Consider the following 21,753-nt stretch of genomic DNA (forward strand, 5'->3'; position numbering starts at 1 on the left):
CGTGCTTCTTTCGGGTGCGGTGGAAAGCCGGGCGAGGCAGGGTCAGCGCAGCTTCGGGTCGTAGGCGTCGCGGACCGCGTCGCCGAGCAGGATGAAGCTCAGCACGGTCGCGGACAGGAACAGCGCCGGGAAGAGCAGCAGGTGCGGGAAGTCGAGGAAGTAGCTCTGCGCGGCGTTGAGTTGCAGCCCCCAGGAGAGCGCGGGGTACTGCAGTCCGACGCCGAGGAAGTCCAGGGTCGCCTCCCCGGAGATGACGTTCCCGATGTTGAGCATGGCCACCACCACGACCGGCGTCACGGCGTTGGGCAGGATGTGGCGGACCATCAGCCGTAACGGTCCCGCCCCGGTGGAGCGGGCGGCGTGCACGTAGTCGGCGTCCTTCAGCGCGATCACCTGGGCGCGCATCACCCGGGTCATGGTGGTCCAGCCGAGGCCGACCAGGACGAGTGTCATGGCGCCCAGTCCGTGTGAGGGGAAGGCGACCAGGATGACGGTGGCGCCGAGGACGAACGGCAGGCCGAAGAACACGTCGGTGACCCGGGACAGCAGGGAGTCGACCCAGCCGCCGTAGAAGCCCGCGAGCAGCCCGAGCAGCACGGACAGCAGCAGCGCGCCGCAGGTCACCGCCAGTCCGATGAGTAGCGACGGGCGGCTGCCCCGCACCACCTGGGCTAGGTAGTCGCAGCCCTGCAGGTCGAATCCGAAGGGGTGGTCGAGGCTGGGGCCGACCCGGGAGTCGGCGAGTTCGCAGCGTCCGCTGTCGTGGGTCAGCAGGGCGATGAACGGCCGGGGTACGGCGGCCATCAGGACGATCAGGAGCACCACGCCCGCGCAGAGCGCGACCAGCGGGCGGGAGCGCAGTTCGCGCCAGGCGTCGGAGGAGAGCGAGCCGGAGGCCTTCCGGCCGCGCGGCTCGGGCGGGGCGGCGGGCGGTGGCAGGACGTCGTCGACGCGGGGGGTGCCCGGGCTGTCGTCCAGGTCAGTCATGGCGGATCCTTGGGTCGAGTACGCCGTACAGGACGTCCACCACCAGGTTGGCCAGGCAGAAGACCAGGACCAGCACGGTGGTGATGCCCACCACCGTGGGCCCTTCCCGGAGCTGGATGGACTGGAACACCTGCTGGCCGATGCCGGGCAGGTTGAAGATGTACTCGGTGACGACGGCCCCGGCCATCAGCGAGCCCAGTTCGACGCCGAGGAAGGTCACCACCGGGACGAGCGAGTTGCGCAGGGTGTGCAGGACCACCACCCGGCGCCGGCTGAGGCCCTTGGCCTCGGCGGTGCGGACGTAGTCGGCGCGGAGGTTCTCCAGCAGCGAGGAGCGGGTGAGCCGGGCGACGTAGCCGACCCCGAACGAGGCCAGCACCAGCCCGGGCAGGACGTACGCGGCGGGCCAGCCGTCCTGGTCGCCGGAGACCGGGAACCAGCCGAGCCGGACGCCGAGGATCAGCTGGGCCAGGTAGCCGACGATGTAGACGGGTACGGCGATGGCCAGTGTTGTTCCGGCGAGGACGATCCGGTCCGCCCACCCGCCGCGGCGCAGTCCGGCCAGCACGCCGAGCGCGATGCCGAGCGCGGTCTCCAGGAACCAGGCGGTGAGCCCGAGCCGTACGGTCACCTGCCAGCGTCCGGCGAGGACGTCGGCGACCGGTTCGCCGGTGAAGGTCCGGCCGAGGTCCCCGGTGAGCAGCCCGCCGAGGTACTTGGCGTACTGGACGGCCAGCGGGTCGTCCAGGTGGTAGCGGCGGTGCAGTTCGGCGAGGACTGCGGGCGGGACCTGGCGGTCGCCGGCCAGGCCCTGGATCGGGTCGCCGGGCAGGACGAAGACGAGCGCGTGGATCAGGAAGGTGGTGGCCAGCAGTACGGGTAGGGCGTACAGCAGGCGGCGGGCGACGAACCGTCCCATCGGACCTCCGTTTCTGGTGTCTCGCTTCTCGTTCCGGCCCTCTCGGGGGCCGTGGCGTCAGTGGCGTACGGTCACCCTGTCCAGGTGCAACCCGGCGACGTACGGATCGGTCACGATGTTGCCGACCCGGCTGCTCCAGACGGACTGGTCCTGCCAGTTCCACAGCGGGATCAGCGGCAGTTCGGCGAGGGCGATGTCCTCGGCCTGCTGGTAGTAGGCGGTGCTCTGCTGCCGGGTCAGGGCGGCGTCGCCCTTCGCGAGCAGCTCGTCGAAGCGCGGGTTCCGCCAGCCCATGCGGTTGTCGTGGTTGTAGAGGCCGGCCAGGTAGTTCTGCATGCTGGGGTAGTCGATGACCCAGTTCTGCCGGTAGGGGCCGGTGGTCTTCCGGCTGTTGAGGATCGGGCCGAGGTCGGCGGCGGCCATCTTGCGGAAGGTGACGTCCCGGATGCCGAGGTTCTGGCGGAGTTCGTTGGCGACCGCGGTCATCCACTGTTCGTACGTGGGGTCGGAGTTGGCGAAGTAGAGCTCCATCGGTCCGCTGAATCCCCCGGCGCGGTCGAGGAGTTCCCTGGCCTTCACCGGCTGGTAGCCGCAGGTCTCGCCGCAGGCGCCCGCCCGGTGGCCCGGGATCATCGCGGCGACCACCGAGTCGGCCGGGATGTGCACCTCGTTGTAGATGGCTCGGGTGATGCCCCCGCGGTCGATGGCCATCGAAATGGCGCGGCGCACATCGGGGTTGGCGTAGCGGTGGTCCCACAGCGGCAGGCCGAGGTAGTCCATGGTGCCGCTGGGCCGGACCGAGTAGCGCTTGCCGAAGGTGCGCTTGGCCTCGTAGGCCCGGGCGGCCGGGACGGTGCTCATGAAGTCGAGGTGTCCGGCGCGCAGTTCGGTGAAGGCGGTGTCCTTGCTGGTGAAGATCCTGAAGTGCACGGCGTCGGCCGTCGCCGGGCGGGTGCCGGTGTAGGAGGCGGCGCGCACCAGGTCGATCCGCTGGTTGTGCTGCCAGTCGCCGTCCATCGCGAAGGGTCCGTTGCCGACCGGGTGCCGGTCGTAGCCGTCCGGGTCGGTGAACGCGGCCCTGGGCAGCGGTGCGAAGGCGGGGAAGGCCAGCAGCATCGGGAACTGGCTGAACGGGGCGGCGAGGGTGACCTGGAGGGTGGTCGGGTCCAGTACGCGCAGGCCGGAGAGGCGGTCGGTGGCGGGCCGCCGTCCGTCGGCGGGGTTGAGGGCGGCGTAGCCGTCGATCTGGGCGAAGTAGGAGTTGGCCTCCCAGCCGTTGGGCCCGTAGGCGGCGGCGTCCCAGGCGTCGGCGAAGCTCTGTGCGGTGACCGGTTCGCCGTTGTGGAAGGTCGCCCCGGGGCGGAACCTGAGGGTCCAGACCCGCTGGTCGGGAGACTGCACCGAGGTCGCGGCCTGCGGGATGACGTGGCCGTCGCCCGGGTCGAGGGCGACCGGGGTGTCGAACAGGCCCTGGAGGACCTGGAGTGCGTAACTGCTGGTGGTCCGGCCGGGGGTGAGGTGGTCGGGCTCGGTGAGGCCGACCGAGAACGCGCCGCCGGGCACCTGCGGGACCGGGCTGTCGTCGCCCTCCCCGGCGCGGGTGCACGCGGGCACCGCGAGCAGGACCAGTGCTGCCAGCAGGGCTGCGGTGCGGACGGACCGGTGGTGCGGCATCGTCGTCATGGGAATCCGTTCCGGGTGAGAACAGCCGCGGGGTGGACGGGTACGTGAACGACCGGGCACTTCGGTGGAGCACTTCCCACCCGCCGGCCGTACGACTCACCTGCGGGGCGGCGACGGGTCAGTCCCAGCCGTGGGGAGCGCGGCCGGGGTGCCCACCTGCAGCCGCCCGGGTGCGGTCGCCGAGCAGGCGCAGGACGAAGGCGTCGATGACCGGGCGGGGGCCGGCGCCGGCGAAGTTGTTCAGCAGGACGGTGAAGACCAGCCGGTGCCCGTCCGGGCGGTCCAGGTAGCCGGCCAGCGCGTCGACCCCGGTCATCGAGCCGGTCTTGGCGTGGAGCCGGCCCTGGGCCGCGGTGCCGCGCAGCCGGCCGGCGAGGGTGCCGCCGACCATCCGGCGCGGGTCACCGGCCACCGGCAGTGCGTCGTACCAGGTGCTGAACCAGGGTCGGCTGCGGGCGAACTCCAGCAGCTGGCAGAGCCGTTGTGTGGTCATCAGGTTGTGCCGGGACAGACCCGAGCCGTCGGCCTGACGGGCGGGGGTGACGTCCAGTCCGTTGCGGTGGACGAAGGCGGTGATCTGGTCGAGCCCGGCGGACCAGTTGCCTGATCCCGCCCTCACCCGGCCGATCTCCTTGACCAGGTGCTCGGCGATGCCGTTGTTGCTGAGCTTGAGGAACGGCACCAGCAGCGCGGACAGCGGCGCCGAGTCGTGGTGCGCGAGGACCGCGGCGTCCGCCGGAGCACGGCCCGCCCGTACCTGGCCCCGTACGGTCACTCCGTGGCGCGCGAGGGCGGCGGCGAAGACCGTGGCGGAAACCTCGGCCGGGTTCTCCACGGCGACCCACTCCTCACTGGTGCCGCCGTCGGACGGGACGCTGCCGGTGAGGACGAGGTCGTTGGTCCCGGGCTGCCTGCCCACGTCCACGCTGCGCTCGCTGCCCGCCGAGCCGGTGTCGATCCGGCCGCTCAGCCGTACCGGGGCCTCCTGAGGGGTGAGCCGCACCGCGGCGGGCAGGCCGGCCTGCCCGCCGGGCGTCAGGGTGAGCCGGACGGTGCCCGGGTCGTAGTCGGTGTCGGTCGCCAGCGTGAGTGCGGAGATCTGCGGGCTGTAGTAGGCGGCCTGGTCGTCCCAGGCCCAGTTGGGGCCGAGCGGCACGCCGTCGTAGCGGGAGGCGTCGGCCAGCAGGGCGCCGGAGACGGTGGTGATGCCGGAGTCGGCCACCCCGTGGGCGAGCGTGTCCAGGTCGGCGGGCAGCAGGCTGGGGTCTCCCCCGCCGCGCAGGACCAGGTCGCCCTCCAGCGTGCTGCCGGCGTGACGGCCCGCCGCGAGCACGTCGGTGCCGAAGCGGTGGCCGGGTCCCAGCAGTTCGAGGGCGGCGGCCGCCGTGACGGTCTTGAGGGTGGAGGCGGGCAGCAGCAGCGCGCCGGGCGAGCGCCGGTAGAGCACCTGGCCGGTGGCGGTGTCGGTGACCAGGGCGGAGGCCTGAGCGCCGGTCAGTCGCTGGTCCTCGAACAGCCGGTCCAGGTCGGCGGAGAGCGATTCCGGTACCGTGGTGCGGGACCTGCCCTCGGCCAGCGGCCCCGAGCCGGTGAGCAGCAGGGCGGCGAGAACGGCGGCGAGCGGCACGCACAGCCGCCGTACCGGATGGCTACGCACAGGACCTCCACAAGGCGGGTGGGCGACCACCACCTTGGCGCCGGAAGGCCGCGGTCGCGGCTGGTGACACGCCCGCGGCCGGAATTCCCCCGTACGGAGCACGGCCCGTGGTCCGGGCCGCGAGGGTGCCCGTTCTGACTGACCAGCCGTCGAGTCGCTAAGGTACGTCAGCACTCTTGTCTAGCAGTCACCACATCGGGGGAAACACCGTGGCTACTCCGCCACCGCCCAATCCGTTCGGAGGCCCGCCACCCGGCGGCCCGACGGGCCCGTACGCCGCCCCGCCGGCCGCGCCCTTCGGGCAGCCGCCGCAGCCGGGCCCGGGGGCACCGGGCTTCCCGCCGCCGCCCGGCACGTACCCGCCGCCCGCGCCGGCCGCCCAGGAGAAGCCGCGCACGGGGTGCGGGCTCTGGGTGCTGTGGGGTGCCGTCGGCCTGGTGGTCCTCGTGGCCATCATCGCGATCTTCGACAACAAACCGGAGAAGGCGCGCGTCGGCGAGTGCGTGACCAACCCCGGCAGGGGTGTGTTCGCCAAGGTCAACTGCTCCTCCGCCAATGCGGAGTTCGTCGTGACCAAGCACTACAGCGGCACCTCGACCCTCTCCTGCGTGCTCAGCAGCGCCGCCAGCAAGTCCTACAAGGGCACCAGCCGCGTGTTCGGCATCAGCAGGCACTACGTTCTGTGCCTCGGTCCCCACCGGCCCGGCGACCCGACCCCGTCGGTGACCAAGCCGCAGACCTTCCACTGAGCGGCGCTCCCGGCCCGCAGCACCAGCTTCCGCACCGTCACCAGCCAACAGGATCAGAAACTTGAGCTCGCCCTACCCGCCGTCCAACCCCTACAACTCCGCGCCCCCGCAGCCGGCTCCGGGCTACGCACCGCCCCCGCCGCCCCCCGGCGGCTACGGCTACCCGGCCGCGCCCCCGCCGGCCGGCGGTTACGGCTACCCGGCCGCCCCGCCGCAGCCCGGCCCGTACGGCGCCCCGCCCCAGCAGCCGGCGCCGTACGGTGCGCCCGGCTTCGCCCCGCCGCCGCCCGGCGGGCTCACCTGCCGCTTCTGCGGCGGCTTCCCGGCCGTGGACGTCACCGTCCGGGGCCACCAGGGCATCATCGTGATCATGCGGTTCCTCCGCCAGCCCGGTCCGTACTGCCACACCTGCGGTATCGCGATGGTGCGTGACATGTCGGCCCGCTCGCTGGTGCAGGGCTGGTGGAGCTACTGCTCGGGCATCATCAACATCATCACGCTGCTGCGCAACCTGGGCGCCTACAACAAGATCAAGGCACTGCCGCCGGCCGCGCCCGGCCCGCTCGGGCCGCAGCTCAACCCGGGCGTTCCGCTGACCAAGCGTCCGGCGATGCTGATGTTGCTGTTCCCGATCCTGTCGTTCGCCCTCGTCTTCGCCCTGCTGCTGGTCGGCGCGCTCGCGGACAAGCACACCACGGACTACCACTACGGCGGCAGCGGCTCCAGCACCTCGTCCGGGGCCGACCCGCAGACCGGCGACTGCCTGCACAACGACGGGACCAGCTTCACTCCCAAGATGAAGGTGGTCGGCTGCTCCGACCCGACCGCCGAGTACAAGGTGGAGGCGCGGGTCAACGGCACCACCGACGACCACACCGCCTGCGAGGCCTACCCGGACGCCGAGAACACCTTCGTCCACATGGAGACCGGCAAGAACTACGTGCTCTGCCTGAAGTCCACCAAGCCCGCGGACGACGGCGGCGCCTCCTCCGCCCCTTCCGCGGCCGCTCCCTTCGGCAGCTCCTGACGGCCGGTGGCCCCGGCCGCCCTCCGGTCCGAGGACCGCGAGCGGTGGCCGGGGCCACGGCTTTCTTGGAGCGTGCCCGCCAAAGCGGGTCAGAACGTGCCCTGGGTGAGCGCCACGCTGTCCGGGACGGCGACCACCTCGGGGACGGTGAGCGGAATGAAGCCGAGGATCTGCTGGGTGACGAAGTGGGCCGACATCATGGCGCCCTCCTGCCAGCCCGGCAGCGGGGAGATCTGGTCGCCGGTGACGTAGAAGACGTCACCGCCCTCGGGCTGGAGCAGTTGCCGGTAGGCCTCTTCGTGGTCCGGGTTGCCCGGCTCCCAGTGGGCCCAACCGCCCAGCTGGTAGGGCACCTTGTGCCAGGCGATGGTGACGCCCTTGCTCGCCGGCACCAGGTCGTCGTTCTCGAACTCGGGGTGCAGCTGGATCGCACCCTCGCGGGCCAGCTCCAGCCGCTCGTTGACCGGCAGGTCGCCGAGCTCCTCGGCCTCGTCGCCGAAGTTGTAGGCGCCGGTCAGGGTGCCCTTCTCGGTGAAGTAGTCGTTGGAGGGGTACCACAGCTGGGTGATGTTGTGGGACGTCCAGCTGATGCCGCCGTAGATGCCCTCGAGGTCGTTGCCGCCGTCGAAACCGCCTTCCCAGAAGCGCTTGTTGGCCTGCCAGCCCACCTTGCAGGTCTTGTCGAACTCGACGACGTCGATCACGGCCTCGAACTCGTCCGAGAAGCCGTCCCGGCCGATCTGCTTGAGCGCCGGGATCGGGATGTTGCTCACGCAGTAGCGGGCCTCGGTCTCGTACGCCTCGCCGTCCTTCCAGTAGGTCACGGTGACCCCGGGCCCGTCCGGGTCGATCTCGATGTCGGTGACCTCGGCCTCCAGCAGGATCTCCGCACCGGCCAGCCTGGCCTCGCGGGCCAGCGCGTCGACGATCCTGTCCATGCCGCCCACCGGCTGGAACATCGTGGCCTGCCACAGGTAGTCCACCGGCTGGTAGAACCGGGCCCGCCAGAAGCCCGACTCCACCAGGTCCTCGAAGTCCAGCGGCGGCGCCGGCTCCGGGGCCGGCTCCTCGATCACCGGGTCGTACAGGTATCCGGAGCGGGTGGAGCCCTCGTACTTGCCGTTGGTGTCGAGCTTGCCGAACGCCCGCAGCAGGTCGCGCAGTTCACCGGTGAACCGGTCCTTGGCCGTCAGCGTCTCGGCCAGCTTCGCCGCGATGTACCCGCGGGTGTCGTTGGCCACCCGGCGGTTGGGCCAGGTCACCTCCAGCCCCGCCGGCCGGACCAGGTTGGCCGTGGTCTCCATGACGTACGGTTCGAGCGCCACCTTGAAGTCCCGACAGTACTTGAGCACCCGCCGGTGGTGGTACGGGATGCGGCCGGGGCCGAGGTTGAGGTACAGCCCGTCGTCGAAGCGGCAGGTGTGGGTGTGGACGATCTCGCCGGTCTCGTCGTCGATCTCGTAGAGCTTGTCGCCCTTGCGGGCGGTGCGGTTCCGCCCGCCGACCCGGTTCTGGGCCTCCAGGACGGTGCAGTCGAAGCCGAGCAGGCTCAGCTCGTACGCGGCGGTCAGGCCCGCGACGCCGGCGCCGAGGATCAGGACCTTCTCCCCCGGTCTCGGCGGCGGCGCGATCTCGAGCGGACCGGTCCACCCGGTCGCCGCCGGGCCCGTGCCGCCGATCATGGCCTGGTACAGCGCCTTCGCCGCGCCGCCCTGGGGCGTGGTCGCCGACGCGGACGGGCCGCTCCTCTTCCTGCTGGTCTTCTTGGCCGGCTTCCTGGCCTCTTTACTGGTCATCTGGGTGCCCTGTTCTGGTGGTGGTGTGGATCGTGACCCGGGTACCTTCGGCGGCCTGGCCGGCATATCGGCGGGGTGCCGTGACCGGTCCGTGCCGGCCACGAGCCGGGGCGGGCCGGCGGCGCTGCGACGGGAACGGACGGCGCTGGGCCGGGACGGGGGCGAGGGCGCGCGAGGACGGGGCCGCCGCCGGTGCCGGCGTACTGTCGATCTCCCGGACCGAGGACGCGCTGACGGCCCGAGGCGCGCCCACACCCGCGGACAGAACCCCGCACAGTCACACCCCTCATGAGGATCCGTATGCGAAGCCCGAAACTACCGGCCGCATCCCGGTTTCCCCCCGCACCACCCCATGCTCGAACGGGTGAATCCCCTCAACCAGCCGTGGCGGTACGGATGTTCCGTCCGCCGCCGGGAGCGGGGTGCGGACACACCAGGTGGATCCCATCCGGCATTTGTGAACAACCGTACTGCGCATGTCAGTTGGGGATCACGGAGAGCCGGCTGGGGGTCATCTGACCGCTCCGGGGAGAGATCATCGGCGGGTCCGTCCCGGGAGGCCCCGCCGTCCGGACGGCGGGGCCTCCCGGATGCACGTCCGTCCGCTCCGCCGGCACCGATCGGGACGCGGCCGCCGTCGGGCACTGATCAGCACGGATGAATTACCGGGGGTACCGGACCCCCTCCGGTGTGCCCGGCCGACCGATCGGGTACCGGTGCCAGGTCCATCCCGTCCGTCTCCCGATCCAGCCCGCACAGCCCAGACCGGAGATCCTCATGTCCACCGGAGCCAGCGCACGGAACTGCCCATTCGACTTCGCCGAGGCCCTCGAGTTCGACCCGACGCTCAGGGAGCTCATGAACGACGCACCAGTGTCCCGCATCCGCCTGCCCTACGGCGACGGCGAGGCCTGGCTGGTCACCGGCTACGAGGACGTGCGTACGGTGACCACCGACCGTCGGTTCAGCCGCCACGCCGTCATCGGCCGGGACTTCCCGCGGATGACCCCCGAGCCGATCGTCCAGGCCGAGGCGATCAACGTCATGGACCCGCCGGCCAGCAGCCGCCTGCGCAGCCTGGTGTCCAAGGGCTTCACGCCCGCCAACATCGAACGCATGCGGGTCCGCACCCAGCACGTGGTGGACGGCCTGCTGGACGCCATGACGGAGCACGGCACCCCGGCCGACCTCATGGAGCACATGGCCCACCCGCTGCCGCTGATCACCATCTGTGAGGTCCTGGAGATCCCCGAGCCCGACAGCGCACAGCTGCGTGCCCACGCCCGGACCATGATGAACGTCAGCCTGGAGAACAAGCCCGACGCGGTCCGGGCCAAGGCCGACCTGCGGGCGTACTTCGCCGACCTGACTGCGCAGCGGCGCAGGAACCCCGGCGAGGACCTGATCAGCGCGCTGGCCACGGCCCGTGACGGGGACGAGCTCCTCGACGACCAGGAACTCACCGTGATGGCCATGGTCCTGCTGATCACCGGCCAGGACACCACGACGTACGAGCTCGGCAACCTCTCCTACACCCTGCTCACCCGGCCCGACGTGCTGTCCGTGCTGCGCGAGCGGCCCGAGATGCTCCCGCAGGCGCTCCAGGAGATGCTGCGCTTCATTCCCTTCCGCAAGGGCGTCGGCATCCCGCGGGTCGCCCTGGAGGACGTCGAGCTGAGCGGGGTGACGATCCGGGCGGGCGACATCGTGCACGTCTCCTACCTGACCGCCAACCGGGACGGCGACAAGTTCGACCGGCCCGACGAGCTGGACCTGGACCGGACCAGTCCGCCGCACATGACGTTCGGCTGGGGCGCGCACCACTGCCTCGGTGCTCCGCTCGCCATCACCGAGCTCGAGGTCGCCTTCGGCACGCTGCTGGAGCGCTTCCCCCGGATCGCCCTGGCGAAGCCCGCCGAGGAGATCCAGTGGAACACCACGTCGATCTGGCGCTATCCCCTGGAGCTGCCGGTGACGTGGTGACGGAGGTCGCCACGGCCGGGGAACACGGCCGGAGGGGCTCCGGCGGCAGCACGTGTCGGCCCGCGCACCCGGTGGGTGTGCGGGCCGACGTGCGCGATCGCCCCGGTCCGCTTAGGCTGGGTTGACCTGGCCCGAGCCGACTCGTGGCCGGCAAGACCGCCCGCACAGCGAGCATCCGATCCTCAACTGTCGGCCCGTCTGCCTTCCCCTGGTGAGTCCCACCGCCGCGCCACCTCCGCGCGCCCGGTCCGCAGCGGCTGCCGTCGACTGGTGAATCCCCTCGATCCCCCGGGATCGCACCGGGAGCACCGCCCGTCAGGAGGAAATCCCCATGGCAGTTCTGTGCAAACCGGCGATTGCTGTCCCCGACCATGTCATCACCAACGAGGAGACCCTCGACCTGGCCCGGAGGCTCCATGGCGACCATCCGCAACTGGAGCTGGCGCTACGTCTGATCAAGAACACCGGAGTGCGGAAACGCCATCTGATCCAGCCGATCGAGGTGGTGCTGGAACACCCGGGCCTGGCCGAGCGGAGCCTCGTCTTCGAGGCGGAGTCCAAGGCGCGCGTCCCGGCCGTGGTGTCCAGAGCCCTCGACCAGGCCGAACTGGAGCCGCAGCAGATCGACTTGATCGTGTACGTGTCCTGCACCGGCTTCATGATGCCGTCGCTGACGGCCTGGCTGATCAACAAGATGGGTTTCCGGTCGGACACCCGGCAGCTGCCGATCGCCCAGCTCGGCTGTGCCGCCGGCGGTGCGGCCGTGAACCGGGCGCATGACTTCTGCGCTGCGTACCCCGACGCCAACGTGCTGATCGTGGCCTGCGAGTTCTGCTCGCTCTGCTACCAGCCCACCGACCTGGGCGTGGGATCGCTGCTGTCCAACGGTCTGTTCGGCGACGGAATCGCCGCCGCGGTGGTCCGGGGCGAGGGCGGCACCGGAATGCGCCTGGAGCGCAACGCCTCGTACCTCATCCCCAACACCGAGGACTGGATCTCCTACGCGGTCCGCTCGACCGGCTTCCATTTCCAGCTGGACAAGCGGGTGCCGGGGACGATGGAGCCCCTCAGCCCGGCGCTGCGCGCACTGGCCGAGCAGCACCAGTGGAACGTCGGCAAGCTCGACTTCTACATCATCCACGCGGGCGGTCCCCGCATCCTGGACGACCTGAGCCACTTCCTGGAGGTGCCGTCCGAGGCGTTCCGCTTCAGCCGGGCCACCCTGACCGAGTACGGCAACATCGCCAGTGCGGTCGTGCTCGACGCGCTCGCCCGGATGTTCGACGAGCAGTCGGCCCTCGACGGCCACCACGGACTGCTGGCCGGCTTCGGCCCGGGCATCACCGCCGAGATGTCCCTGGGCAGCTGGACCGCTCCGGAGGGCTGAGCCCTGGCGCACCGCAGGCAGCGGAACACCGCTCCCGGGGGAGCGGGATGCCCCTCGACCGGGTGTCCCGCTCCCCCGGGCCTTGCCACCGTACGCATCTGACGCTCAATCACATCGCGCTGGTCGCTCCGGAGGGTCACCGGCGCCCCCACCGCCGTGGCTACGACGCGGGAGGTCGTTCCTGTGTTTGCATCGGCCCCTGGAGGTGTGCCCGTGACGACCGGAGACGACTACCGCGAGAAGCCCGCCCGGACCGGTGTACCACGACGCCGGCTGCTCACCACGGCCGGGCTGACCGTGGGCGGCCTGGGACTGGCCGCCTGCTCCGCATCGACCGACCACCACGACATGGGCAGGGGGCAGAAGCTCAGGCCGGTACCCACCAGCGAGGAGCACTGGAAGGACGTCGTCAAGGCACTCGGCCGGCCGGGGAACCTCATCCGCGGGACGTACCATCACACGCCGTTCCCGCGCGGGGACCTGCATCTGGTCTCCCGCGGCGTCCCCGTCAGCACGGGACTGGCACTGGGCTCGCACGCGTCCTTCGTCCGGTACGACGACGGCATGGTGATGCTGATGGGCGACCTGGTGGTGACCGAGGGCGAGCTGCAGGGGATGACCGATGCCCTGCAGGCCCAGGGCATCGCGCAGACCGCCATCCACAAGCACCTGCTGTCGCACACACCCGAGGTCTGGTGGACCCACGTCTGCGCCCACGGCCACGACGCCGGGGAACTGGCGCGCGGCCTGCGCGCCGCGCTCAACCACACCGCCACCCCGGCGCACGTCGCGGCCGCCGCTCCGCCCAAGCCGCTCGAACTGGACACCGCCGGAATCGACGCCGCGATGGGCGCCAAGGGTGCCAACAGCGGCGAGGTGTACACCACCGTGTTCGTCCGCCGCGAGACCATCGTCAACGACGGCCGCGTGCTTCCACCCGGCCTCGGCGCGACCTCGGCCTTCAACTTCCAGCCGCTGGGCGGGGGTCGGGCCGCGCTCAACGGAGACCTCGTCATGGTCGCCGGCGAGGTCCAGCGGGTGCTCTCGGCGCTGCGGCACGGCGGGATCGAGATCATCGAACTCCACAACCACGGCCTGACGGACGAACCGCGCCTCTTCTTCACCCATGTCTGGGCGGTGGGCGACGCCGTCGCACTGGCCAAGGCGGTCCGTCCCGCGCTCACCGCCACCAACGTCGCCGCGTCCTCCGCCTGAGCCCGGGCCGGCGGCTGCTCCCAGCCCCCGGCGTGACCCGGCAGTACCGCTGCTGCGCCGCCCGCCTTTCGACCGCGGCGGGGAGGCGGACGATCGCGGTCGATACGGCGGCGGCCGAAAGCGGTAGCCGGTCCCCAGCGGTGGCGGCTACAGTCTTCGCAAAGGCAACTCGGATCCGAGTAATTGCTTCCTAGTAGTCGTTTCCGAGCCGAAGACCGTATGGAGTGAGATGACCGTCAAACGACCCGCGAACCCCATGGCCCTCGCGGTAATGGGCCTGCTGCTGGAGCAGCCCATGCACCCCCACGCCATGGCGATCACGCTGCGGGAGCGGCAGCTGGACCTGGCCTTCAAGCTGACCACCGGATCGCTGTACGACACGGTGCGGGCGCTGGCCCGCGACGGCTGGATCGAGGCGGCCGACACCGAGCAGGTGGGCGGCCGCCCGGCACGTACCGTCTACCGGCACACGCCGCAGGGGCAGCGGCATTTCACCGAGTGGCTGGACGAACTGATCCGCGAGCCGTCCCAGGAGTACCCGAGGTTCCTGTCCGCCATCAGCTACCTGGGCGCGCTGGGACGGCAGCGGGCGGCACAGGCGCTGCGCGAACGGGCGGCGGCGCTGGAGGTGCGGATCGCGGCGGGTGAGCGGGCGTACCGGGAGGCCAGGGAGCAACACAAGGCGCCCCGGCTGTTCGTGATCGAGGCCGAGTACGCGCAGGCGATGGCCCGGGCGGAGCTGCAGTGGGTGCTGCACACGGCCGAGGAGATCGAGCAGGGCGGCCTGGAGTGGCCGGAGGTCTCCCCCGATGCCTGAGACTCCTGTGACCGCGCCGGTCCCGGCCGGGCGGCCCCTGTCCGACGCGCCGTCGTCCGCCCCGTACTCGTCCGGAGCCGGCGAGGACGCCCAGGTGCTGGTGGCCGGCGCCGGGCCGGCGGGATTGATGCTGGCCTGCGAGCTGGGGCTGACCGGGGTTCGCACCCTGGTGCTCGAACGCCACCCGGCCCCGCCCGGCTACTGCCGCGGCTTCAACCTCAACGCCCGCAGCCTGGAGCTGCTGGACCTCCGGGGCCTCGCGGACCGCTTCCTGACCGAGGGCCCGACCGTGCCGGCCACCGCGTTCGCCGGTTCGGCCCAACTCGACCTGACCGCCATGCGCACCCGGCACCCGTACGTCCTGGGGATCCCGCAGACCCGGGTGGAGGAGCTGCTCGCCGAGGCTGGTCCGCCCGGACGGCCACGCCGCCTGGGTGGGCACACCGTCGGCGTCCCCCGCCGCCGCTGCCGCCGGGTTGCGTGCGGCGCTGGGTGACTGGTTCGGGCCGCAGCACCCGGTGGCACCGGTGCGAGCCGGGCTCGGCGGCTGACCCCTCGGCCCGGCGGGACGGTGCCGCCCAGCGGTTGCAGGGGGCCCGCGGCCGGGCCGACGCTGGCTGAGGGGCGCGAAGACGCGTCCCGGGAACCTCGGCGTTAAGGACGCAGGCCATGTCCAGGATCACCACTTACCGCGAGGGCGTCCCGTGCTGGACCGACCTCACGACGCCGGACGTCACCGCCGGCAAGCAGTACTACGGCGAGCTGTTCGGCTGGAAGTACGAGGACACCGGCGAGGCGGGCGGCGGTTATCAACTGGCCACCCTGCACGGCCTGCGCGTCGCCGGCATCGGTCCCCGGCAGCCCGGGGACCAGGCTCCGCCCAGGTGGACGGCCTACCTCGCGGCCGACGACGTCGACCAGGTCGCCACCAGGATCCGGGAGGCGGGCGGCACCGTGCTGATGGAGCCGACGGACGTGACGGACCAGGGCCGGATGGCGATGGCCGCCGACCCGGCGGGCGCGGCCTTCGGCCTCTGGCAGGGCAAGTCGCACGGCGGCTCCGGGCTCGCCAACGAGCCGGGCACCTTCACCTGGAACGAGAACCTGTCCACCGACCCGGCCACCGCCCGGTCCTTCTACCAGCAGGTCTTCGGGTACGAGTACGAGGCCATGCCGGACATGGACTACACCGTCGCCAAGGTGGCCGGGAACCCGGTCGGCGGCATCGGCGAGCAGCCGTCGGGTGTCCCGGCGGGCGCGCCGTCGTTCTGGAACACCTACTTCTCGGTGGCCGACACCGACCGGTGCTGCTCACGGGTGGTCGAGCTCGGCGGCCGGGTCGAGGTCGAGCCGTTCGACACCCCCTATGGCCGGGTGGCCGTCGTCCGGGACGACCTCGGCGCGGCCTTCTGCCTCATCTCCCAGCCGGAGAAGTAGCCTGCGGCAGCCGCACACCGCCCCGGGCGGAGCCGTCCGGGGCGGTGCGGCGGTCACTGCCCGGGGAGCGTCGGGATCCGGTCCAGTGCCAGGCCGAAGTGGTCCCGGTAGGCGGCGAGCAGCGCGGCCTCGGCGAGCTCCTCCTCTTGGCGCTCCCCCGCGACGGTGGTGACCAGGGTGCGACCGGAGAGCGTGATCCGGCCGTGCTCGGTGAGGCGGGAGCAGACCAGGGAGCGGCTGAAGTGCGACTTCGGGGAGGTGCGCTGCCACCAGCAGGTGGGCTCGAAGTCGGCCAGCACGCGCGGGCGTTGTTCGAGACGGTACTGCGGCTCGCCGTCCCGGTACACGTCCAGGTCCCCGGCGGCGGTCTCGGTGATCCGGAAGACGCCGCCGGGGTCGGCCTGGTCGTCCCGGCGGTCCAGCCGGAGCGGGAACTCGGTGTGCCGTCCGAACCCCACGTCCACCAGCCACGGTTCGGGGGTGTCGACCCGCAGCGCGAGGTGGTCGAAGGGCGGCCCGTACCCGCCGTTCTGGAAGACCCGCGCGGAGAGCAGGCTGACGGGGTAGCCCAGTTCGCTGAGCAACGCGGCGAAGGCGCCGTTGAGTTCGTAGCAGAAGCCACCGCGCCGCGCCACGGTCACCTTCTCGACCAGCGCCTTCGGCTCCAGCACGATGTCCTCGCCGAGATGGATGCTCAGGTTCTCGAACGGGACGCTGCGCAGGTGTCGTTGGTGCAGTTCACGGAGGGCGTCCGCATCCGGCCGGGACGGGCGGGTGGCACCGATGCGGTCGAGGTAGGCGTCGGCCGATGACGCGTCGATCCGGGTCTCACTCATGGATCTTTTCTGCCAGTCCGCGGGAAGCGTTGTCATCGGGCCGGGGACCTACGTCCTCGGGCGGTGGGACGGGGTGGACCACCCTTCCGGCGCTACGCAGCAGCACCGCCGCCAGGCAACCGCCGACCAGCACGGCGGCCGCGCCGAGGAGTTGGCTGGTGGAGATCCCGGCCGTGAAGGCCTCCAGGACGGCGGCGCGGTCCGCCTCCGTGCGGGCGGCCGCGAGTGCGGCCGGCAGGGAGCCGGCGCCCGCCGCGGCGGCGGGGAGCAGCGCGGCGAAGCGGGCGTTCAGGACGGCGCCCAGGGCGGCGACTCCGAGGCTGTTGCCGATCTCGGCCATGGTGCCGTCGACGCCGGCGCCGGCGCCCGCCCTGTCCGGGGGGATGGCGCTCATGACGGCCTCGACGATGGCCGGGTTGGCGAAGGCGCAGCCGGTGCCCATCAGGAGCAGGCCGAGCAGCAGCGGGCCGTAGCCGGCGGAGAGTGCGACGGCCACGAAGCCCCCCGCGAGCAGGCTCATGCCGGAGGCGATGGCGAGCGGGTGTCCCAGTCGGCCGACCACCCGGGCGGTGAGCCCGGTGGCGTTGAGGACGACCACGGTGAGTGCGAACGGCGCGAGGTGCAGTCCGGCCGCCAGCGGCGAGTAGCCGTGGACGAACTGGAGCTGCTGGGTGAGCAGGAAGAGCACCCCGGCGCTGCCGAAGGTGATCAGGACCACGCCCACCACCGCGCCGACGAAGCGGCGGTCCCGGAAGAAGTGCGGGTCCAGCATCGGGTGGCGGACGTGGTGTTCCCACCGTGCGAAGACGGCGAGGACGAGCAGCCCGCCCGCCGCCGGCAGCAGCACCCGGGGCGAGGACCAGCCGGACTCCGGGCCCTGGGTGATCGCCAGGACCACCGCCGTCATGCCGACGGTGGACAGCAGTACGCCGAGCAGGTCGGGCGGACCGCCGCCGGGTGCCCTGGACTCGGGGACCAGCAGCCGCACCGCCAGGAGGGCGAACACCACCACCGGGAGGTTGGCCAGGAAGAGCGCACCCCAGTGGAAGTGGGCGAGCACCAGGCCGCCGATCGGCGGCCCGGCGGCGAAGCCGAGGGCGTTGACCGCGCCCCAGACGCCGATCGCCCGGGGGCGCTCCGCGGCATCGAAGACCTGGACCACCACGGCGAGGGTGGTGGTGAGCAGCAGTGCGCCGCCGATCCCCATGCCCGCCCGGGCAGCGGTCAACTGGCCGGTGGTGTCGGCGAGTCCGGCGGCCAGTGAGCCGGCGCCGAAGACCGTGAGGCCGGCCAGCAGCAGCCGTTTGCGGCCGTAGCGGTCGGCGGCGCTGCCCGCGGCGAGCAGCAGCCCCGACTGGACCAGGGAGTAGGCGTTGACGATCCACTGGACGTCGCTGGTGGTCGCGTCCAGGTCCCGGGTGAGCGAGGGGATCGCCACGTTCAGGACGGTGTTGTCGAGTACCGCCGCGAACTGGGCGAGGCAGATGACGGCGAGGATCGCCCACCGGGCCGGGGACCGGGTCTGTCCGGTCCCCGGCCCGGCGGTGGTGCCGGTGGTGAGCGTCACGGCGTCGGGGCGAACCGGGCGATGGGGTTGCGCAGGGTGCCGACCAGCTGGAGGGCGCCGGACGGGTCCGCGAGGTCCACCATCTGCTGGTTGTTGCGCAGTTGCAGCCGGTTGAGGCAGGAGAGCGGGAACTCCTCGGCGAACAGGTCGTACCTGGCGAGGCGGTCGGCGAGCTGCGGCACCGAGGCCCGGTAGTCGGCCGCGCACTCGGCGACGGTGCGCCAGAAGGTGTCCTCGTCCAGGGTGCCCCCATCCGCCAGGATGGCGTTGAGGTAGCGGAAGAAGCAGTCGAAGACGTCGGTGAAGACGGAGAGCAGCTTCATGTGCTCCGGGACGTCGGCCCTGATCCGCGCGACCTGCGGGGGCAGGTCGGCGTCCGGGTTCATCACCACGATCTCCTCGGCGATGTCCTTGAAGATCGCGCGCTGTACCGTGCCGTCGGCGTCGAGGACGAGGATGACGTTCTCGCCGTGTGGCATGAAGGCCAGGTCGTGGGCGTAGAAGCAGTGCAGCAGCGGCGTGAGGTAGGCGTCCAGGTAGCGGCGCAGCCACACCTCGGGGGCGAGGCCGGACTGTTCGATGAGCGCGGCGGCCAGCGAGCGGCCCTCGCGGTCGGTGTGCAGCAGGCTGGCCATGGTGGCCAGCCGCTGTCCGGGCCGCAGGCCCGCGACGGGACTCTCCCGCCAGAGCGCGGCGAGCATCTTGCGGTACGGGGAGTACCGGTCGGTGGCGGCCTCGAACTGGGGGTGGCGGTAGCCGATGGCGGCCCTTTCGCGGATCACCGTCAGCCTGGTGGCGCGCAGGACCTCGTCGCTGGCGATCAGTTCGGCGAGCCAGTCGTTGATGGCGGGGGTGGCCTCCATGTAGGCGGCCGAGAGTCCGCGCATGAAGCCCATGTTGAGGACCGAGAGGGCGGTCTTCACATAGTGCTTCGACGGGTCGGTGGTGTTGAAGAAGGTGCGGATGGACTGCTGGGCCAGGTACTCGTCGTCGCCGGGGCCGAGGCAGACGATCCGCCGCTGGGCGACCTCGGCGGCGAAGGTCACCGAGAGCTTGTTCCACCACTGCCAGGGGTGGACGGGCAGCAGGTGGTAGTCGGCGGGGTCGAGGCCGAGGGAGGCCATGGTGCCGGCGAAGCGGCCGAGCACTTCCTCGCCCAGCTCCTGCCTGACGAGGGTGTCGTAGTCGAGGTCGGCACAGGAGGTGAAGGTGGAGTGGTCGCGGTGGGCGGCGAGCCAGATCAGCCGGACCGGGCGGGCGGCCTCGGGCGCGTAGGCGTGGTACTCGTGGATGCCGAAGCCGATCCGGCCGTTGTTGGCGACGAAGCCCGGGTGGCCCTCGGTCATCCCGGTTTCGATCGCCTGGAAGCCGGCCTTGGCGAGTTCGGCGGCGCAGGTCTGCGGCTTGCCGAGCTTGTAGGCGCTGCCGGCGAGGGTGGAGGCGATCTCCTCCAGGTAGACCGGCAGGATCTGCGGGGTGAGGCCGAGGGTCTCCTGCAGCTCGATGATGAAGTCGGTTGCGTCGAGCGGGAGTTCGGCGCCTTCGCGGTTCCGGGTGATGCTTCCGGCGTCGATCTGCCAGTGGTCGAGGGAGAGCAGCCGGGCGGTGAAGCGGTACTCGACGGCGCCGTCGTCGCTGCGGACGCCGTACCGGCCGTCGGCCTGCTGCCGCGGGGTGAGCAGGCGCTCGTGGGCGAACTCGGCGAGCGCCTTGCGGACCAGCATCCGGTTGGCCAGGGCCCAGTGCTCCGGCGTCAGATGGGCGACGGCGTCGATCGGGCCCGGAGTGCGGGGGTCTGCCCCCGGAAGGTTCAGCACGGGGTCACTCCTTGGGTGGCGGCGAGGAACTGCTCGCGGGTGCAGACGCTGAGCAGCGCCTCCTTCTCGGGCTTGGTGACCGGGCCGACCACCTCGAAGCCGACGGCGGCGTTCAGCGCGTGGACCGCCGTGTTGCGGACGTCCGGCTCGACCACCACGCGGCGGGCGGCCGGATCGGTGAGGACGAACGCCATCACGGTGGTGATCACGGCCCGGGTGAAGCCGTGCACCGGTTGGTCGGTGGGTGCGCAGAGGAAGTGCATGCCGACGTCTCCCGGCTGGGCGTCGTACAGGCCGACGAGTTCCAGCCGGGCCGGGTCGTAGCGTTCGACGAGGAAGGCCGCCTCGCCGTCGACCAGGCCGATGTAGGCGTCGTGGCACGGGTGTTCGGCTATCTTGCGGTACTCGCTGCGGACCTCGGACACATCGGCGTCCTGCATCATCCAGAACGCCGCCTTGGGGTGGGTCACCCAGCCGTGCAGCAGCTCGGCGTCGGCGTCGGCGTCGAGCGGGCGCACCGCCATGGTGCCGAGCCGCGCGTCGGTGCGGGAGAAGAGGATGCCACTCATGCGACCAGCCCCTCCGGCGCGCCGAACTCCTGGAAGGCGATGGACTTCTCTATCGGGTAGACCTCGCGGCCCAGCAGCTCGCGGATGATCCAGGAGTTGCGGTACGGGCCCATGCCCAGGTCGGGTGAGGTGATGCTGTGGGTGTGGGTGCCGGCGTTCTGCAGGAAGATCTCGCGGCCCGTGGTGTCGATGCTGTAGTTGCGGGCGACGTCGAAGCGGCCGTGCCCGTCCCAGCGGATCCGCTCGTGCAGCGGCGCGAGGAAGGCCGGGGTCCGGTAGCGGTAGCCGGTGGCCAGGACCAGTCCGTGGGTGGCGAGGCGGAAGTCCCGACCCTGCTCCTCGTGGCGCAGTCCGAGGGTGTAGAGGCCGGTGGCGGGGTCGTGGACGGCGCTGTGCAGCGCGGTGTTGGTCATCAGCCGCGTGGGCACCGGGCCCTTGACGCTCTTCTGGTAGAGCAGGTCGAAGATGCCGTTGATCAGGTCGGCGTTGATGCCCTTGAACAGGCCCTTCTGTTCGGACTCCAGCCGGTGGCGGGTGTCCTCGGGGAGGGCGTGGAAGTAGTCCACGTACTCGGGCGAGGTCATCTCCAGGGTGAGCTTGGTGTACTCCAGCGGGAAGAACCGCGGCGACCTGGTCACCCAGTTGAGCCGGTAGCCGTGGGCGTCCATCTCGGACAGCAGGTCGTAGTAGATCTCGGCGGCGCTCTGGCCGCTGCCGACGACGGTGATGCTCTCCTTCGTCTGCAGGGCCGCCTTGGCCTCCAGGTAACCGGAGTTGTGCACGGCGTCGCCGGCGAGGCCCTGGCAGGCTTCGGGAACGTACGGCGGGGTGCCGGTACCCAGGACGAGGCGCCTGGCGCGGTACGTGGTGGTCTCGAAGGTGCCGGGCCGCACCGCGTGGACGAGGTACACGCTCGCGCGCGGGTCGTACTCGACCGAGGTCACCTCCTGGTCGAAGCGGATGCCGCGCAGCTTGGCGGCCGCCCAGCGGCAGTACTCGTCGTACTCGCTGCGCACCGGGTAGAACATCTCGCGGATGTAGAAGGGGTACAGCCGGCCGGTCTCCTTGAGGTAGTTGAGGAAGGAGTACGGCGAGGTCGGGTCGGCCAGGGTGACCAGGTCGGCCATGAAGGGGGTCTGCAGGGTGGCGGACTCCAGCAGCATGCCGGGGTGCCAGTCGAAGTCCGGCTTGCTCTCCAGGAACAGGCCGTTCAGCTCGTCGAGCGGCTCGGTCAGGCAGGCCAGGCCCAGGTTGTAGGGGCCGAGCCCGATCCCGATGAAGTCGTAGGTGGTCATGCGCGTCTCCGG

General features: G+C 71.4%; 18 protein-coding genes and 1 pseudogene. 9 read left to right on the forward strand and 10 right to left on the reverse strand.

Features of this window, described 5'->3' with window-relative positions; genetic code table 11:
* Positions 1-42: 42 nt before the first annotated feature.
* The 4 genes from ABD369_RS02665 to dacB all read right to left on the reverse strand — a co-directional run bounded on the left by ABD369_RS02665 (position 43) and on the right by dacB (position 5,246).
* Positions 43-987 carry an ABC transporter permease gene (locus ABD369_RS02665; protein WP_344634540.1) on the reverse strand — a complete coding sequence of 315 codons (945 nt, stop codon included), beginning with the start codon at positions 985-987 and terminating at the stop codon, positions 43-45.
* Positions 980-1,906 carry an ABC transporter permease gene (locus ABD369_RS02670; protein ID WP_344634541.1) on the reverse strand — a complete coding sequence of 309 codons (927 nt, stop codon included), beginning with the start codon at positions 1,904-1,906 and terminating at the stop codon, positions 980-982. Before ABD369_RS02670 ends, ABD369_RS02665 begins: the two co-directional genes overlap by 8 nt.
* A 57-nt stretch (positions 1,907-1,963) precedes the next feature.
* Positions 1,964-3,589 (reverse strand): peptide ABC transporter substrate-binding protein, encoded by a 1,626-nt coding sequence (locus tag ABD369_RS02675; protein WP_344634542.1) that lies wholly within the window; start codon positions 3,587-3,589, stop codon positions 1,964-1,966.
* Between the two features lie 118 nt (positions 3,590-3,707).
* The gene (gene dacB, locus ABD369_RS02680) at positions 3,708-5,246 is read right to left on the reverse strand and encodes a D-alanyl-D-alanine carboxypeptidase/D-alanyl-D-alanine endopeptidase (RefSeq protein WP_344634543.1); all 1,539 of its coding nucleotides are present in this window, start codon (positions 5,244-5,246) and stop codon (positions 3,708-3,710) included.
* Positions 5,247-5,455: 209 nt separating this feature from the next.
* On the opposite strand from dacB, the gene ABD369_RS02685 reads away from it, so the two are divergent.
* Positions 5,456-5,995 (forward strand): LppU/SCO3897 family protein, encoded by a 540-nt coding sequence (locus ABD369_RS02685; RefSeq protein WP_344634544.1) that lies wholly within the window; start codon positions 5,456-5,458, stop codon positions 5,993-5,995.
* 61 nt (positions 5,996-6,056) lie between these two features.
* Positions 6,057-7,022 (forward strand): LppU/SCO3897 family protein, encoded by a 966-nt coding sequence (locus ABD369_RS02690; protein ID WP_344634545.1) that lies wholly within the window; start codon positions 6,057-6,059, stop codon positions 7,020-7,022.
* A gap of 89 nt (positions 7,023-7,111) precedes the next feature.
* On the opposite strand, the gene ABD369_RS02695 is transcribed toward ABD369_RS02690, so the two are convergent.
* On the reverse strand, positions 7,112-8,818 hold the full coding sequence (locus ABD369_RS02695) for a flavin monoamine oxidase family protein (protein ID WP_344634546.1): 1,707 nt from the start codon (positions 8,816-8,818) through the stop codon (positions 7,112-7,114).
* Positions 8,819-9,595: 777 nt separating this feature from the next.
* On the opposite strand from ABD369_RS02695, the gene ABD369_RS02700 reads away from it, so the two are divergent.
* From ABD369_RS02700 to ABD369_RS02730, 7 genes and pseudogenes are all read left to right on the forward strand, one after another.
* A complete protein-coding gene (locus tag ABD369_RS02700) occupies positions 9,596-10,801 on the forward strand; it encodes a cytochrome P450 (protein WP_344634547.1) in 1,206 nt (401 codons plus the stop codon).
* Between the two features lie 331 nt (positions 10,802-11,132).
* Complete coding sequence (locus tag ABD369_RS02705; protein WP_344634548.1) at positions 11,133-12,188, forward strand: type III polyketide synthase; 1,056 nt, start codon at positions 11,133-11,135, stop codon at positions 12,186-12,188.
* A gap of 213 nt (positions 12,189-12,401) precedes the next feature.
* On the forward strand, positions 12,402-13,403 hold the full coding sequence (locus ABD369_RS02710) for a DUF1259 domain-containing protein (RefSeq protein WP_344634549.1): 1,002 nt from the start codon (positions 12,402-12,404) through the stop codon (positions 13,401-13,403).
* A gap of 229 nt (positions 13,404-13,632) precedes the next feature.
* Entirely contained in the window at positions 13,633-14,220 is a 588-nt protein-coding gene (locus ABD369_RS02715) for a PadR family transcriptional regulator (RefSeq protein WP_344634550.1), read from the forward strand.
* Positions 14,213-14,614, forward strand: a pseudogene (locus tag ABD369_RS02720) (FAD-dependent monooxygenase); the annotation flags it as partial. The gene ABD369_RS02715 and the pseudogene ABD369_RS02720, both read left to right, overlap by 8 nt.
* A 40-nt stretch (positions 14,615-14,654) precedes the next feature.
* Positions 14,655-14,771: a hypothetical protein gene (locus tag ABD369_RS02725; RefSeq protein ID WP_344634551.1), complete on the forward strand. Its 117-nt coding sequence runs from the start codon at positions 14,655-14,657 to the stop codon at positions 14,769-14,771.
* A 118-nt stretch (positions 14,772-14,889) separates the two neighbouring features.
* Positions 14,890-15,657, forward strand: a complete 768-nt coding sequence (locus ABD369_RS02730; RefSeq protein ID WP_344634552.1) for a VOC family protein — start codon at positions 14,890-14,892, stop codon at positions 15,655-15,657.
* 53 nt (positions 15,658-15,710) lie between these two features.
* Here the strand turns inward: ABD369_RS02730 and ABD369_RS02735 are convergent, their stop codons facing one another.
* The 5 genes from ABD369_RS02735 to ABD369_RS02755 all read right to left on the reverse strand — a co-directional run bounded on the left by ABD369_RS02735 (position 15,711) and on the right by ABD369_RS02755 (position 21,741).
* Positions 15,711-16,493 carry an arylamine N-acetyltransferase family protein gene (locus ABD369_RS02735; protein WP_344634553.1) on the reverse strand — a complete coding sequence of 261 codons (783 nt, stop codon included), beginning with the start codon at positions 16,491-16,493 and terminating at the stop codon, positions 15,711-15,713.
* Positions 16,486-18,060 carry an MFS transporter gene (locus ABD369_RS02740; RefSeq protein WP_344634554.1) on the reverse strand — a complete coding sequence of 525 codons (1,575 nt, stop codon included), beginning with the start codon at positions 18,058-18,060 and terminating at the stop codon, positions 16,486-16,488. Before ABD369_RS02740 ends, ABD369_RS02735 begins: the two co-directional genes overlap by 8 nt.
* A complete protein-coding gene (locus tag ABD369_RS02745; RefSeq protein ID WP_344634745.1) occupies positions 18,057-19,784 on the reverse strand; it encodes an IucA/IucC family protein in 1,728 nt (575 codons plus the stop codon). Before ABD369_RS02745 ends, ABD369_RS02740 begins: the two co-directional genes overlap by 4 nt.
* Before the next feature lie 86 nt (positions 19,785-19,870).
* Positions 19,871-20,446 (reverse strand): GNAT family N-acetyltransferase, encoded by a 576-nt coding sequence (locus tag ABD369_RS02750; protein ID WP_344634555.1) that lies wholly within the window; start codon positions 20,444-20,446, stop codon positions 19,871-19,873.
* A complete protein-coding gene (locus tag ABD369_RS02755) occupies positions 20,443-21,741 on the reverse strand; it encodes a lysine N(6)-hydroxylase/L-ornithine N(5)-oxygenase family protein (RefSeq protein ID WP_344634556.1) in 1,299 nt (432 codons plus the stop codon). Before ABD369_RS02755 ends, ABD369_RS02750 begins: the two co-directional genes overlap by 4 nt.
* Between the last annotated feature and the right edge of the window lie 12 nt (positions 21,742-21,753).

The sequence above is a fragment of the Kitasatospora cystarginea genome, assembly GCF_039533515.1.
Taxonomy (GTDB): Bacteria; Actinomycetota; Actinomycetes; order Streptomycetales; family Streptomycetaceae; genus Kitasatospora; species Kitasatospora cystarginea.

Excerpts from the sequence above, each read along its gene's own strand:
- ABD369_RS02665 (WP_344634540.1), bottom strand. The coding sequence starts at position 987 with ATGACTGACCTGGACGACAGCCCGGGCACCCCCCGCGTCGACGACGTC.
- ABD369_RS02670 (WP_344634541.1), bottom strand. The coding sequence starts at position 1,906 with ATGGGACGGTTCGTCGCCCGCCGCCTGCTGTACGCCCTACCCGTACTG.
- ABD369_RS02675 (WP_344634542.1), bottom strand. The coding sequence starts at position 3,589 with ATGACGACGATGCCGCACCACCGGTCCGTCCGCACCGCAGCCCTGCTG.
- ABD369_RS02695 (WP_344634546.1), bottom strand. The coding sequence starts at position 8,818 with ATGACCAGTAAAGAGGCCAGGAAGCCGGCCAAGAAGACCAGCAGGAAG.
- ABD369_RS02700 (WP_344634547.1), top strand. The coding sequence starts at position 9,596 with ATGTCCACCGGAGCCAGCGCACGGAACTGCCCATTCGACTTCGCCGAG.
- ABD369_RS02705 (WP_344634548.1), top strand. The coding sequence starts at position 11,133 with ATGGCAGTTCTGTGCAAACCGGCGATTGCTGTCCCCGACCATGTCATC.
- ABD369_RS02715 (WP_344634550.1), top strand. The coding sequence starts at position 13,633 with ATGACCGTCAAACGACCCGCGAACCCCATGGCCCTCGCGGTAATGGGC.
- ABD369_RS02730 (WP_344634552.1), top strand. The coding sequence starts at position 14,890 with ATGTCCAGGATCACCACTTACCGCGAGGGCGTCCCGTGCTGGACCGAC.
- ABD369_RS02735 (WP_344634553.1), bottom strand. The coding sequence starts at position 16,493 with ATGAGTGAGACCCGGATCGACGCGTCATCGGCCGACGCCTACCTCGAC.
- ABD369_RS02745 (WP_344634745.1), bottom strand. The coding sequence starts at position 19,784 with ATGCTGGTCCGCAAGGCGCTCGCCGAGTTCGCCCACGAGCGCCTGCTC.
- ABD369_RS02750 (WP_344634555.1), bottom strand. The coding sequence starts at position 20,446 with ATGAGTGGCATCCTCTTCTCCCGCACCGACGCGCGGCTCGGCACCATG.
- ABD369_RS02755 (WP_344634556.1), bottom strand. The coding sequence starts at position 21,741 with ATGACCACCTACGACTTCATCGGGATCGGGCTCGGCCCCTACAACCTG.